The sequence below is a fragment of the Rhodococcus sp. P4_B6 genome, assembly GCF_056402215.1.
In genome coordinates this window covers 1-13,610 of sequence record NZ_JBFUHV010000091.1, presented here as the reverse complement: position 1 = coordinate 13,610, position 13,610 = coordinate 1, and the positions used below count along the sequence as shown (strand labels likewise).

Below are 13,610 nucleotides of genomic sequence, written 5' to 3'. Positions count from 1 at the left end.
CTCATCCCGCGAGCAGGCCGGAGACCAGCGCAATCCCCGGAATCGCCGCCAGAGTCGTGACGAATGCGGTGTCCCGGGCCATCACCGTTCCCACCCCGTACCGGCTGGCGTAGACGAAGACGTTCTGCGCCGTCGGCAGCGTTGCCACCACCACGATGGCGAACAGTTCGTGGCCGCCCAGCCCGAGCAGATAGCGCGCCATCACATAGGCCAGCACCGGTTGCACGACGATCTTGAGTACCGACGCCAGTGCGACGTCGCGACGCGGACTCGTCCCCTTCTCCAGCACCCGCACCCCGTACAGCGAGATGCCGAACGCGAGCAGCGCACCCGGTACGGACGCGCCACCGATGAGCCGGAACGGCTGCATCAGGGCTTCCGGCGGTGTCCAGCCGAGTAGGGCGATCAACAGTCCCGCCGCGCCCGCGACGACGATCGGGTTCTTGAACGGCGCGGTGATCGTGTCGAGTCGCGACGCGCCCCGCCGGAGCGTGGTGACGTCGAGGATGGTGAGCGCGATGGGGGAGTACGCGATGATCTGGAACAGCAGCAGCGGCGCCACGAACGAGGCGTCGCCGAGGACGAAGACCGCGATGGGGATGCCCAGATTCGCGGAGTTCACATACGACGACGACAGCGCGCCGATCGTCAGTTCCGGAAGGGACCTGTGTAGCCACAGCTTCGCGACGACCATGTACAGTGCGCCGACCGTCAATGCAGTGGCAGCCGCGACGGCCAGAGTGGGCGAGAAGATCACGGAGAGGTCGGACGATGCGAGCGAATCGAACAGCAGCGCCGGTGTGGCGACGAAGAACACCAGCCTGCCCAGGACGGATTCGCCCTCCGCACCCAGCGTCCCGCGTCGGCCGAGAATGTAGCCGATCGCGATGATCACGAATATGACGGTGAATCCCGCAACCACTCCCGACACGCTGCGGGGCACCTCCTCGACAGGTAAGCCTCCTGTCGGCAAACCTTCCGAAGTCTAGTGCCAGGCGTTCGGGTGGGTGACAATAGCCTCCGGTCGGGGGCATCGTCTGTGTGCGCGTTCCGTCGCGCCCGAGGAGTCGAAATGCTGCGTCGTACGACCGTTCTCTGCGCGCTGTTCTGTGCGTGGACCCTCGCCTGGGGCGCCGCTCCCGTGGCGTCGGCGCTGGCCCCGCCGTCGAGCGGGGATCCGGCTCTGATCGCGCTCGCCGGGCAGGTCCTCGGACGCAGCTACCGCGAGAACGCGAGCGTCGCGTACATCGATGCCTCCGGCACCCGATTCGCGAACTTCGGGGCCACCGAGGACACCGACTACGAGATCGGTTCCGTCACCAAGACGTTCACCGCGGCACTGTTCGTCGACGCCGTCGCCCGGGGTGAGGTGCGGGAGGACACGAAGGTCGCGGACGTGCTGCCGCTACAGGGCTCGCCGGTCGGCGACGTGACACTACTCGAGTTGGCGTCCCACACGTCCGGGCTGGCGCAGTTCCCGATGAGCACCGACACCGTGGTCGCCGTGGGGCACTGGGTTGTCGCGTCCAATCCGTTCACCTACGACCGGGACACCTTGCTGCAGCAACTGCGGTCGGCGCCGCTCACGACCCGCGGCAGCTACTCCTACTCGACCGTCGGCTTCGCGCTGCTCGGCCAGGCGCTGGCCGCGGCCGCGCACACCGACTACCCGTCGCTGCTCCGCGATCGCATGCTCGTCCCGCTCGGACTGTCGCAGTCGTGGATGCCGCTCACCGCCGCCGACCTGCCCGCGAACGTCACTCGCGGATTCGACGTCCTGCACCGGTCGCAGGACCCGTGGCCGCTGGACGCGTACGCGCCGGCCGGTGGATTGCGGTCCACGGCGAACGACATGTCGACGTACGTCCGGGCTCTGCTCGACGGAACGGTCCCGGGCGGCACGGCCATGGACCCGCGGTGGGTCGGCGACAGCTATCGGGCGCTGACGTGGTCGATCGTCCCGTTCGAAGGCCGGGACTACACCCTGCACGGCGGCGCGACGGGCGGCTTCCAGTGCACCGTCGTGCTCGACCGGGCGAACGACCGCGGGCTCGTCATCCTCACCGACACGATCGGCGGACTCGAGCAGCAGGGCCTGGAGATCCTCGCGCACACCCCCATGTGAGTGCGAAAGCGTGCCGGGGCACACTTTGCCGCTCACCTGAGGGACGCCGGGCACGTGAGTGACAAAGTGTCCTCGGGCACGCATCGCCACTCACCTGGGTACCCCCGCCGGGTATGTCCGGTTATAGTGGGGCTGTGGAGACGGCAACCGGGCGGAGGCGCACAGTCGTGGCGCGTGCCGCGCTGCTGATCGCTGTCGCCGCCGGGGTGCTCCTCATGCACAGCCTGATCGCGCCGACCGCGATCGCCGCGGTGCATGAACAACCCTCGGCAACCGCGACTCACGACGAGGACCCCCACGGATGCGGCGGGGACGGTTGCGGGCAAGTCCATCTCACCGGCCACCAGTGTGCCGGTGTGATCGTAGTGATCGCCGCGCTGACGTCGGCGATGCTGCTGTGGAGGCACTCCGCGGATCCCGCGGCGCGACGGTCGCGGGTGAGCGCCGACCGTGTGCAGTCGGGTCGTGGCCCACCGCCGTGGACGGTGTTGTCGTTGGCGGAACTCTCGATTCTGCGGGTGTGACWGGGGGCCCGGGGCGTGTGCCCCGGCGGATCCGACTGTCAAACTTCCGAATTGATCCCGAGGAGTTCCTCATGCGTACCACCACCACAGCCCTGATCTCCGCCGCGGCGGCCGCCGCTCTGGTCCTGACCGGGTGCGGCACCGACTCGGCCGGCACCTCGACGACGACCACGACGTCGGTGGCCCACTCGCAGGCACGGTTCAACGACGCCGACATCGCGTTCCTGAACGGGATGTACCCGCACCACGCGCAGGCGGTGGAGATGGCCGACCTGGTCGTCGGCCGCACCGAGAACACCGATGTGGTCACTCTCGCCGCCGCGATCGAGGCGGCGCAGCAACCGGAGATGGACCGGATGACCGACTGGCTCCAGCAGTGGGGACAACCGGTTCCGGCGTCCGACATGTCCGGCATGGACCACAGCAGCACGGACCACGGCGACGGCGTGATGTCGGCCGATCGGATGGGTGCCCTGACGGCACTGTCGGGCACCGAATTCGACCGGCAATGGCTGGTCATGATGATCGAGCACCACAAGGGCGCGATCGAGATGGCGAATGCCGAACTCGCCGACGGTGAGAACCCGGAGGCGAAGCAGATGGCCGCCGACATCGTGACCGCGCAGCAGAAGGAGATCACCGACATGCAGGCCGCGCTCGGCTGACCGAAATGACGAAAGGCCGCGTAATCCGAGGATTACGCGGCCTTTTCGGTGCCTTGCGAGTTACCGGCTCGTGAAGGGCAGCAGAGCCATCTCGCGAGCGTTCTTGACGGCGACGGCAACCTGACGCTGCTGCTGCGGGGTCAGGCCCGTGACGCGGCGGCTACGGATCTTGCCGCGGTCCGAGATGAACGTGCGGAGGAGGTTGATGTCCTTGTAATCGACGTACTCGATCTTGGCCGCGAACAACGGGTTCTTCTTGGGCTTGCGGCCCTCGACGGGACGCGGCTTCTTCGACGGTGCTCTCTTGACTGCCATCTTCTTCCTTTACCAGCTCGACTTGTGGACGCCTGGCAGCTCCCCGCGGTGCGCCATCTCGCGAACACGCACGCGAGAGAGCCCGAACTTCCTCAGGTGGCCGCGCGGACGTCCATCCGCAGCGTCTCGATTGCGCAATCGTACCGGACTCGCGTCGCGGGGCAGACGCTGCAGTGCCGCCCGGGCCTCCGCGCGCTCGTCTTCGCTGCTCGACGGGCGGCGGATGGTCTCCTTCAGCTCCGCGCGGCGCTCGGCCCAGCGCGCCACTACGATCTTGCGCTGCTCGTTCTTCGCGATCTTCGACTTCTTTGCCATGGGCGGTGTCTTCTACTTCTCTTCTCGGAAATCGACGTGCTTCCGCACGACCGGGTCGTACTTCTTCATCACCAGACGGTCCGGGTCGTTGCGGCGGTTCTTGCGGGTCACGTACGTGTATCCGGTGCCCGCCGTCGACTTCAGTTTCACGATCGGGCGGATCTCGTTGCGGGCGGCCATCAGATCTTCTCCCCGCGGGCCCGGATCCGGGCGACGACGGCGTCGATGCCGTCCCGGTCGATGGTCTTGATGCCCTTCGCGGAGAGCGTGAGGGTGATCCGCCTGCCCTCGCTGGGTAGGAGATACGTCTTCTTCTGGATGTTCGGATCCCAGCGCCGGTTGGTGCGCTTGTGGGAGTGCGACACGGACTTGCCGAATCCTGGCTGGCGTCCGGTCACCTGGCAGTGCGCCGACATGGGCGTTCCTCTCTGCCTCTCGCGACAACTCGACGAGAGGGTGATGACAATCATTTTCGACAACGGCGGGTTTCCAATGTAGCGTTCCGTCAACGTAATGACAATCGTTATCGAAAGGGTGCTCGTGAACGAGATACTCGACGGCCGGACGCCACTGATCCTGGTATCCGGCTGGAACGGCCCCACCGAGGACACGGCGCGCTCGCTGCTCCGCGACGGCACCGTCGTCGTGCATCACGACCTCGACCTCCTGCACGAAGGCGTCGTGCGCCGCACCGTCACCACGCTGGAGTCAGGGGCGCCGCGCGAGCGCCTCCACATCCTCGAACTGGCACACGGCTGCATCTCCTGCACGCTGCGTCAGGACCTCCTGCCGCTGATCCGCCGCCTGCACACCCGCAGTTCGGTGCAGCGCATCGTGCTGCACCTCGACCGCAGGCTCGAACCCGAGGCCGTCTGCTGGGCGGTCGAGCACGTGTCGGTGTCCGGTGTGGTCGGGCAGATCGACGGTCCGGCGTCGCGGGACGTGCGCGTCGACGGCGTCGTCACCTGCCTCGACGCGGGATCGTGGCTGGCCGATGCCACCGGCGACGACGCGCTGGACGACGACCGCACCGTGGCGCAGGTCGCGGTCGGGCAGGTGGACTTCGCCGACGCCCTCGTGGTGGCGGGCAGCGCCGGCGACGGCTGGCAGCAGGCGCGGCTCCACGCCGTCCTGGCCCGGCTCGCACCGGGCGCATCGATCAGCTGGGGCGGGGACACCCTCGACGTCGAGCGACTGCTCCTCGACATCCCGGCCGGCGCGCGACGCGGTGAGCCGTCCCACGCCCACTCACCGCTGCTGCGCGGACAGCCGCCGCTGTCCCACGACTGCGGCGTGATGCTCGTCGAGTTCACCGCTACCCGGCCGTTCCATCCGGAGCGGCTGCACGAGGCCGTCGACGTGCTCCTCGACGGCGTCGTCACCTCGCGCGGACGCGTGTGGGTCGCGACGCAGCCGGACGAGGCGCTGTGGCTCGAGTCGGCCGGTGGGGGACTGCGGGTGGCGAGCGCCGACCGCTGGCTGGCCGCCATGACCCCGGAGGAACAGGAACAGGTCGGGGTCGCGCGTCGTGCGATGGCAGCGCTGTGCTGGGACGAACGCTTCGGCGACCGGCACACGTCGATGGTGGTGCTGGTGCATGCCGCCGACCCCACCGAGATCGACCGCACCCTGCAGTGGGCGCTCGTCACCGACGACGAACTCGCGGACGAAGCCGGATGGCAGTCGTGGCCCGACCCGTTCGGGCAGTTCCACGAAGATCCCTGCGAGAGCAGCGAATCACCCTATGTAGAACCCGAATCGAGAGAGGGACACGAATGAAACCAGGAATCCATCCCGACTACCACCCCGTGGTGTTCCAGGACGCGAGCACCGGAACCACGTTCCTCACGCGGTCGACGCTGACCAGCGACCGCACCGCCGTGTGGGAGGACGGTAATACCTATCCACTGGTGGTCGTGGACGTGACCAGCGAATCGCACCCGTTTTGGACCGGTGCGCAGCGCGTGATGGACACCGCGGGCCGCGTCGAGAAGTTCGAGCGCCGGTACGGAGTGCGCAAGCGCCCGTGAGTACTTGTTAACCGCGGGCGGTTAACAAGTACTCACGGGTCGAAGGCCGTGAAGCTGGGATTGGTGGACCCGGCCGGGAAGTGACACGCCACGTGCGAACCTTGGCGGGTGCTGCTGTACATCCTGGAACTGGTGGGCATCGCGGTGTTCGCGGCGTCGGGCGCCCTGGTGGGGGTGACGAAGCGCCTCGACATCTTCGGTGTCTGCGTGGTCGGTGTGTTCACCGCTCTCGGTGGCGGCATCGTCCGCGACGTCCTGCTGGGCATCCATCCGCCGACGTCGCTGGGTAGCTGGCCGAACCTCGGCACGTCGTTCGTCATGTCGTTGCTGGTGTTCTTCCTGCACTCGACTGTCGGGCGGCTCCGCCGGGAGATCCTGGTGCTGGACGCCCTGGGGATGGGGCTGTTCGCGAGCACGGGCGCGGTGATCGCCCTCGACCACGGGGCGAGTCCGCTGGCGTCGTGCCTCATCGGCGGCACCGCGGCGATCGGCGGCGGCATCCTGCGCGACGTGCTGGTGAACGAGGTCCCGTTGCTGCTGCAGCGGGACTTCTACGCGGTGCCGGCGCTGCTCGGTTCGGCGCTGGTCGTCGCGGTCAGCGAGTGGGGTTCGGGTACCGATGTGGCGCTGGTCGTGGGGACGGTGTTCGCGTCCGCGCTGCGGTTGGTGGCGTTGTGGCGGAACTGGGGGCTGCCGGGTCCGCGCGTCCTCGAGTGACGGGCGCCATCTCGTGTCGAGGTCCCCTTCTCAGACATATCTCAGTTGATCGGGCCAAACTGTCGGGTATGCGCATTCTGGTGGTCGACGACGATCGCGCCGTGAGGGAGTCCTTACGGCGGTCTCTCAGCTTCAACGGGTACTCGGTGGAACTGGCCGTCGACGGTATCGATGCTCTCGAGAAGGTCGCGAACGCGCGCCCCGACGCGCTCGTGCTCGATGTGATGATGCCGCGTCTGGACGGTCTCGAGGTGTGCCGCCGGTTGCGGAGCACCGGCGACGACCTGCCGATTCTCGTCTTGACCGCGCGCGACTCCGTGTCGGAGCGGGTGTCGGGCCTGGACGCCGGAGCCGACGACTACCTGCCGAAACCGTTCGCCCTCGAGGAGTTGCTGGCCCGGTTGCGTGCGCTGCTGCGCCGCGCCGCGCCGGAGCCGGGCATCGATTCGGAGAAGATGACGTTCGAGGACCTCACGCTCGATCCGGTCACCCGCGAGGTGACGCGTGGCGAGCGGTCCATCAGCCTCACCCGCACCGAGTTCTCGCTCCTCGAGATGCTGATGGCCAACCCGCGCCGGGTGCTGACCCGTGGCCGCATCCTCGAGGAGGTGTGGGGTTACGACTTCCCGACGTCCGGCAACGCGCTCGAGGTCTACGTCGGGTATCTGCGCCGCAAGACGGAGGCGGACGGAGAAGCCCGCCTGCTGCACACCGTCCGCGGGGTCGGCTACGTGCTGCGGGAGACTCCTCCGTGATGGCTGTTCCGTTCCACAGAACTGCCCCCAAGTCGGGGTCGGCGAAGCACGACACGCACCCTATTTCGCGGCACCCCACAGGACCGATCCCGTTACCGCCCGAGATGCGGCCTCCGATGCCGTTGACACGGTCGGTCTCGTTGCGGTGGCGGGTGACGCTGCTCGCCGCGTCCGTGGTGGCCATCGCGGTGGCGGTGATGGCGATCGCCGCGTACGCAGTGGTGTCGCGGGCCCTGTACGCCGATGTCGACAACCAGTTGCGCAACCGCGCGTCGGCGCTGATCGACAGCAACCTCGTGACGTTCGATCCGCGCTACATCGCGGGCGCGACGCTGTACACGACGGACATCAGTGTGGCGCTGGTCTTTCCAGACCTCGACACGTACACGCCACCGGGTTCCAATGTGCCGATCGGCGAGCCGGAGTTGTCGGTGGCGCGCGGCGAGCAGGAAACGTCCCTGCGCACCGCGGACAACCAGCGGGTGCTGGCCGAGCGCACCCAGGACGGCAGCACGCTGGTGATCGCCCAGCGGCTGGCGCCGACGGGGGCGGTGCTCGACCGGCTGGCCTGGGTCCTGTTCATCGTCGGCGGGTGCGGGGTGGTCCTCGCGGCCGCCGCCGGAACGACGGTGGGGCGCACCGGTCTGCGTCCGATCGCCCGGCTCACCGCCGCCACGGAACGGGTGGCCCGGACCGACGATCTGACGCCGATGCCGGTGACGGGCAACGACGAACTCGCCCGGCTCACCGAAAGTTTCAACACCATGCTGAGGGCGCTCGCGGAATCGCGGGAGCGGCAGAGCCGGCTCGTCGCCGACGCCGGACACGAACTGCGGACGCCGCTCACCTCGTTGCGCACCAACATGGAGTTGCTGATCGCGTCGAGTCGTCCTGGCGCGCCGCATATTCCGGACGAGGACATGGCCGAACTGCGCACCGACGTGGTGGCGCAGATCGAGGAACTCTCGCAGCTGGTGGGCGACCTCGTCGACCTCGCCCGTGAGGACGCACCGGAAACCATCTTCGAGAGAGTCGATCTCAGCGAAGTGGTGGAGCGGAGCCTCGAGCGGGCACGCCGCCGGCGTAACGAGATCGACTTCACCGCCGTCACCGTTCCCTGGTTCGTCTACGGCGACCACGCGGGATTGTCGCGGGCGGTGCTCAACGTGCTCGACAACGCGGCGAAGTGGAGTCCCACCGGTGAGCAGGTACGGGTGGCGATGCGACCGGCAGGCGACGGACTTCTCGAGCTGACGGTCGACGACGCGGGCCCGGGTATTCCGGAGGAGGATCGGGAGCTGGTGTTCGACCGCTTCTACCGGTCCACGGCGTCGCGCTCGATGCCCGGCTCCGGGCTGGGGCTGGCGATCGTCCGGCAGGTGGTGGTCAAGCACGGCGGCACGATCGCGGTGGACGTCTCCGAACGGGGCGGTGCGCTCATCCGCATCGTCCTTCCGGGTGAACCCGAAGCGGAATAGGCTCGAAGCTCGAGGTCTCGGCTAACTCAAAGGCCGGTCTCAGGACCTTCTCAGTCCCACCGGGCACTCTCGTAGACAGAGACGGTGCGACTGCCCCTGCGGGTGGTCGCGGGAGATGGAAGTGATGCGATGACCGAGGATCGAAACAGCCACGACGGCGACAGCCGCGAGAACGCCGGTGGCGACCGGGGCGGGCGCCCCGACCAGCCGGCCCACCCGCAGCCGCAGCCGCCGACGCCGGGGTACCACCCGACCGAGCAGTTCCCGACCACTCCGCACAACCCGGCGGGCGGTCCGGCGGGTCAGCAGGCCTACGGCGCCGGGTACCCCCAGGGCAACCCGTACGGTGCGCCGCACCAGCCCACCCAGCAGTTCGGGCAGCCCCAGCACGGCGCTCCGGGGCATCCGGGTGCCCAGCACGCGGCCGGGCAGCCCGGGGCGCCTCAGGGGCCGTTCCCCGGCCTGCAGGGGCCCGGCCAGGCAGGGGCGGGATCGACGGCTACGGTGACCAAGCGTCCCGCGCGCACGGCGATCGTGGTGGGCGCTGTGGCGCTCGCTCTCGTGAGCGGCGGCATCGGCGGCGTCGTGGGCTCCCTGGCAACGGATCGAAACGGCGGCGGCGCCGCGGTGACCAACTCCCTCGACGCCCCCAAGAACAACACCGCGACCCCGGCCGCGAATGCACCGGCGGGGTCGGTGCAGGCGGTCGCGAACAAGGTGGTCCCGAGCGTCGTGCAGATCGAGGTGGCGACGGCAGGCGGTTCGGGTGGCGAGGGATCCGGCATCGTCATCTCGTCCGACGGCATGATCCTCACCAACAATCACGTCGCGGGCGCGGCCGCCAAGGGCGGCAAGCTGACGGTCGCCTTCTCGGACGGCAGTAGGACCGACGCCAAGCTGGTCGGCGCCGACCCGGTATCCGACCTCGCGGTCATCAAGGTGGACGGCAAGACGGACCTCACGCCGATCGAGCTGGGCACTTCGGGCAACGTGCAGGTCGGACAGCAGGTCGTCGCGATCGGTTCGCCTCTCGGTCTCGCCGGCACCGTCACCGAGGGCATCATCTCGGCGCTCAACCGCCCGGTGTCCACCAGCGGTGAGTCCGGCAACCAGAACACCGTCATCGACGCCCTGCAGACGGATGCGGCGATCAACCCGGGCAACTCCGGCGGCGCCCTCGTCAACATGGACGGTCAGCTGATCGGCATCAACACCGCCATCGCGAGCATCGGCGGTTCCGGCGGGGGCGAGCAGAGCGGCTCCATCGGTCTCGGCTTCGCGATCCCGGTCGACCAGGCCCGGCGCATCGCGGACGAGTTGGTCAAGACGGGCACGGCCACCCAGGCCGTCATCGGGATCCAGGTCCCGTCGCAGGACGCCGCCAACGGTGCCACCGTCGTCGAGGTCACGTCGGGCAGTCCGGCGGAGAAGGCGGGAATTCCGAAGGGGTCGGTGATCACCAAGGTCGACGACCGGGTCATCACCAGCGGCGACGCGCTCATCGCCGCCATCCGTTCACACGCACCGGGAGACAACGTGTCCATCACTTACACCGACGGGAACGGATCGAATTCCAAGACCGTCGACGTCACGCTCGGAACCGCCGAACAGGGCGGCCGCTGATGAACACCGGGATTCTCGGGCAGGTCGAGTCCGTTCTGAACGGGGCCACTACGGTAGGGACCATGGACATCGAAGCCTCGCTGGCCGGCCGCGCGCTGGTGGTAATCGTCGACGACCGCACCGCTCACGGTGACGGCAAGGACTCCATCGGGCCTCTCGTGACGGAACTGCTGAACGAGGCCGGCTTCATCGTCGACGCCATCGTCGCGGTGGCGGCCGACGAGGTGGAGATCCGCAACGCGCTCAACACCGCCGTCATCGGCGGCGTCGACCTCGTCGTCTCCGTGGGCGGCACCGGGGTGTCGCCGCGCGACGTCGCCCCCGACGTCACCGCCGAGGTCCTCGACCGCGAGATTCCGGGAATTTCGGAGGCCCTCCGGTCTTCGGGTCTCGCCGCCGGTTCACTGGATGCCGGCCTCTCCCGCGGGCTCGCCGGTGTGTCCGGCAGCACACTCGTGGTCAACCTCGCGTCCTCCCGCGCCGCGGTCCGGGACGGCATGGCCACCCTGACGCCGCTCGCGACACACGTGATTTCCGAATTGTCCGGTCTGGAAGGCTGAGACGATTTCTCGTTCCGACGAGCCGGGTTCGCACAGCGAGCCGGACGAGCAGGCAGTTCCGAGCCGGGCCCCGATCGACAGGGCCCGGCTCGAGCGCATCTTCGGGGACGTCTTCCCCGACACCACCGCGGACGAACGCGAACCCGACGAGGCGTCTCAGTATGTGGACAGACGCCACGAGTCCGAGGAGTGGCTTCGGCGTCAGGTTCCTCCCCACCATGGGTGAATGCGTGATTGAAATCTGGATGAATCTAAGTGTTGTCTGCAGTAACGGAAAAACTCGCGCTCGGAAAGTCACTGGTACGGCCGCTTTCATTCACGCGATTCCAAAGCGGGGCTACCCGTAGGTAACGTTTCGTTTTCAACTTTGTGAGGCACATCACAATTGCGTCACGAGCTGATCACGTTGCTCAGGTTCTTAGCGCAGGTTAATGTCCCTGACGAGTCAGTACGAAGATGGAGGGCGGGGCGTGGTGCCACGTCGTCGCCCGGACGGCCTCCTTGTGAGGTGTGTCTCTAGCGTCGAAATTCGGGCAACTGGACTTCTGTAGTTAACGCTGCGGACACCTTTGCTCCGAATACTGCGCTGGGCCCGAAATGGACCACTCCTCAGCTTCGATCGTCGGGGCTGGGAACCTGCACGAATCCTGATGAGGGGAACGAATGAGCGAGAACCGCAAGTCCGGCCTGCGCCGTGGCGCCCGTATTGCAGGCCTGGGTGCTGCTGCGGCTGTTGCACTCGGTTTGATGTCTACTGGTGCGGCGAGCGCGGATACTTTCATCCCGCTGCCCGATGGTTCGAAGGCCGGCCCGAATGTGACGGTGACGCGTACCGCGGAGAGCGCTCTGTCGTCGCCGTCGTTGGCTGCCAATGGCGCCGGTCGTGTGGCGTGGGTGTCGGGAACTGTGACTGCTGATGTCAAGGGCATCAAGGAGGTCACCGAGGTTCCGGACGCGAATGCCACGACGAACAATGCGGGTACCTACAACGGTACGAATGCGTCGACGACGCATGGTGTTTCGCGGGTGTCGACCGGGTACATCGTGGGTTGCCAGGTGGACATCACCGGTCTGTCGGCGAGCCCGTCGTTCTCTGCGGATCTGTCTTCGTTGACGCCGAGCCTCGGGCTGTCGGTTCCGTTGAACTCGGGTGAGGTCAAGTACGTGCCGATCGCGGCGAAGGACATCAAGAAGGACGGCGTGTACGCGCTGCAGTACCAGGATGCGGAGCTGCAGGTTCAGAAGTGCGGTGGATTCGCGCAGGCTCGGTCGTACTCGGTCGTGGAGATCGTGGGTAACGACTACTCGAAGACCGTTCTGTACGGTGCGCCGTTCAGCATCGGCTGATTTCGGTCTCTTTCGCAGTTCTTCCCACCCACTTTCTCGCGTGTGCGAGGTTTCTATCCCTGAGAGGGAACAATGATCATCAACCGTAAGAACGGTGTGCGTCTGGCGGCGGTCGGTGCCGCTGCTGCCGCGACCATGGGCTTCTTCTCCGTCGGTGCGGCGAATGCCGATACGTTCATTCCGCTGCCCGGTGGTTCGATCACGCAGACGTTGGCTGACGGCACCGTGGTGACGGTGAACCTGACGGACGAGAGTGCGAACATTTCGCCGTCGATGGGTTCGACGCCGTTGCACCGCAACGTCTGGGTCAACGGCAAGGCCGCGGTCACGCTGGACGGTGCCGGCGCCAAGGGTGCCACCATCACCCCCGGTTACATCCTCGCCTGCCAGGTCGACTTCGGCGCCAAGGGTGACGCCGGCGCCAGCAGCAAGATGACCATCGATGACGAGAGCGGCAACCTTGTGTCCGGCCCGTTGGCCGGCAAGAGCAACGGTGCCATCACCCTGGGCCCCGGCCAGGCCAAGAACGTCACCATTCTCGACCTCGAGAAGAAGGACGCCTACGGCGGAGAGTCGCACTCCGGCGGCAACAAGTTCACGGGTAAGACCGGTTCGGTCACCTGGGCCGACTCGACCCTCGGCGTGAGCGGCTGCGCCGGCTACGCCCAGGCGCGCAGCTACGTCAAGGTCGCGGTCAGCACCGACAACGTGAGCAGCAACGTCACCCTGTGGGGACAGCCTTTCAGCATCGGCTGATTGCCTTCTCCATAAACAAGTAGGAAATACCCCGGAATCGGGGCGCGGGAATACCCGCGCCCCGATTTTTGGCGTTCAAGATGCGCTATTACACGCAAATAACGCTCCTTTATGTACGGTAACGCTTACGTAAATGCGCCCTTCTGGATATTACGTTTCGGACTCGAATGCTCTAACTTTGGACCGTCACTAGGTGGTTGGGCTTTCTCCGAAGGTCGGAGCAGCTACGCCTGATGAGGGGAACGAATGAGCGAGAACCGCAAGTCCGGCCTGCGCCGTGGCGCCCGTATTGCAGGCCTGGGTGCTGCTGCGGCTGTTGCACTCGGTTTGATGTCTACTGGTGCGGCGAGCGCGGATACTTTCATCCCGCTGCCCGATGGTTCGAAGGCCGGCCCGAATG

17 protein-coding genes and 1 pseudogene are annotated in these 13,610 nt (G+C 67.2%); 13 read left to right on the top strand and 5 right to left on the bottom strand.

Features of this window, described 5'->3' with window-relative positions:
• Nucleotide 1: 1 nt before the first annotated feature.
• A complete protein-coding gene (locus AC1DWT_RS31725; RefSeq protein ID WP_072937418.1) occupies nt 2-931 on the bottom strand; it encodes an AEC family transporter in 930 nt (309 codons plus the stop codon).
• A 141-nt stretch (nt 932-1,072) separates the two neighbouring features.
• Here AC1DWT_RS31725 and AC1DWT_RS31720 point away from each other — a divergent pair, with 141 nt between their 5' ends.
• The 3 genes from AC1DWT_RS31720 to AC1DWT_RS31710 all read left to right on the top strand — a co-directional run bounded on the left by AC1DWT_RS31720 (nt 1,073) and on the right by AC1DWT_RS31710 (nt 3,314).
• The gene (locus AC1DWT_RS31720; protein WP_072937297.1) at nt 1,073-2,125 is read left to right on the top strand and encodes a serine hydrolase domain-containing protein; all 1,053 of its coding nucleotides are present in this window, start codon (nt 1,073-1,075) and stop codon (nt 2,123-2,125) included.
• Nucleotides 2,126-2,259: 134 nt separating this feature from the next.
• Nucleotides 2,260-2,649, top strand: a complete 390-nt coding sequence (locus tag AC1DWT_RS31715) for a DUF6153 family protein (protein ID WP_241031519.1) — start codon at nt 2,260-2,262, stop codon at nt 2,647-2,649.
• A 71-nt stretch (nt 2,650-2,720) separates the two neighbouring features.
• The gene (locus AC1DWT_RS31710) at nt 2,721-3,314 is read left to right on the top strand and encodes a DUF305 domain-containing protein (protein WP_095861435.1); all 594 of its coding nucleotides are present in this window, start codon (nt 2,721-2,723) and stop codon (nt 3,312-3,314) included.
• A gap of 60 nt (nt 3,315-3,374) precedes the next feature.
• Here the strand turns inward: AC1DWT_RS31710 and rpsR are convergent, their stop codons facing one another.
• The 4 genes from rpsR to rpmB are packed head-to-tail and all read right to left on the bottom strand — an operon-like array spanning nt 3,375 to nt 4,360.
• Nucleotides 3,375-3,629, bottom strand: coding sequence for a 30S ribosomal protein S18 (rpsR, locus tag AC1DWT_RS31705; protein WP_005238639.1), 255 nt, complete (start codon nt 3,627-3,629; stop codon nt 3,375-3,377).
• Between the two features lie 9 nt (nt 3,630-3,638).
• Nucleotides 3,639-3,944, bottom strand: coding sequence for a 30S ribosomal protein S14 (gene rpsN, locus AC1DWT_RS31700; RefSeq protein ID WP_005259913.1), 306 nt, complete (start codon nt 3,942-3,944; stop codon nt 3,639-3,641).
• Nucleotides 3,945-3,956: 12 nt separating this feature from the next.
• On the bottom strand, nt 3,957-4,124 hold the full coding sequence (gene rpmG / locus AC1DWT_RS31695) for a 50S ribosomal protein L33 (RefSeq protein ID WP_005238642.1): 168 nt from the start codon (nt 4,122-4,124) through the stop codon (nt 3,957-3,959).
• The gene (gene rpmB, locus AC1DWT_RS31690) at nt 4,124-4,360 is read right to left on the bottom strand and encodes a 50S ribosomal protein L28 (RefSeq protein ID WP_072937293.1); all 237 of its coding nucleotides are present in this window, start codon (nt 4,358-4,360) and stop codon (nt 4,124-4,126) included. Before rpmB ends, rpmG begins: the two co-directional genes overlap by 1 nt.
• A gap of 97 nt (nt 4,361-4,457) precedes the next feature.
• Here rpmB and mrf point away from each other — a divergent pair, with 97 nt between their 5' ends.
• The 10 genes and pseudogenes from mrf to AC1DWT_RS31640 all read left to right on the top strand — a co-directional run.
• Nucleotides 4,458-5,723, top strand: a complete 1,266-nt coding sequence (gene mrf / locus AC1DWT_RS31685; protein ID WP_477923690.1) for a ribosome hibernation factor-recruiting GTPase MRF — start codon at nt 4,458-4,460, stop codon at nt 5,721-5,723.
• Nucleotides 5,720-5,974: a type B 50S ribosomal protein L31 gene (locus AC1DWT_RS31680; protein WP_015889426.1), complete on the top strand. Its 255-nt coding sequence runs from the start codon at nt 5,720-5,722 to the stop codon at nt 5,972-5,974. The genes mrf and AC1DWT_RS31680 overlap by 4 nt, the downstream gene beginning before the upstream one ends.
• Nucleotides 5,975-6,082: 108 nt before the next feature.
• Entirely contained in the window at nt 6,083-6,691 is a 609-nt protein-coding gene (locus AC1DWT_RS31675) for a trimeric intracellular cation channel family protein (RefSeq protein WP_072937291.1), read from the top strand.
• A 68-nt stretch (nt 6,692-6,759) separates the two neighbouring features.
• Entirely contained in the window at nt 6,760-7,446 is a 687-nt protein-coding gene (locus AC1DWT_RS31670) for a response regulator transcription factor (protein WP_095861234.1), read from the top strand.
• On the top strand, nt 7,446-8,924 hold the full coding sequence (locus tag AC1DWT_RS31665) for a sensor histidine kinase (RefSeq protein WP_095861233.1): 1,479 nt from the start codon (nt 7,446-7,448) through the stop codon (nt 8,922-8,924). Before AC1DWT_RS31670 ends, AC1DWT_RS31665 begins: the two co-directional genes overlap by 1 nt.
• Nucleotides 8,925-9,053: 129 nt before the next feature.
• Entirely contained in the window at nt 9,054-10,547 is a 1,494-nt protein-coding gene (locus AC1DWT_RS31660) for a S1C family serine protease (protein WP_095861232.1), read from the top strand.
• Complete coding sequence (locus tag AC1DWT_RS31655) at nt 10,547-11,107, top strand: MogA/MoaB family molybdenum cofactor biosynthesis protein (protein WP_072937287.1); 561 nt, start codon at nt 10,547-10,549, stop codon at nt 11,105-11,107. Before AC1DWT_RS31660 ends, AC1DWT_RS31655 begins: the two co-directional genes overlap by 1 nt.
• Before the next feature lie 663 nt (nt 11,108-11,770).
• Nucleotides 11,771-12,454, top strand: coding sequence for an MspA family porin (locus tag AC1DWT_RS31650; RefSeq protein ID WP_095861230.1), 684 nt, complete (start codon nt 11,771-11,773; stop codon nt 12,452-12,454).
• Between the two features lie 72 nt (nt 12,455-12,526).
• A complete protein-coding gene (locus tag AC1DWT_RS31645; protein WP_095861231.1) occupies nt 12,527-13,210 on the top strand; it encodes an MspA family porin in 684 nt (227 codons plus the stop codon).
• 246 nt (nt 13,211-13,456) lie between these two features.
• Nucleotides 13,457-13,610, top strand: a pseudogene (locus AC1DWT_RS31640) (MspA family porin); the annotation flags it as partial.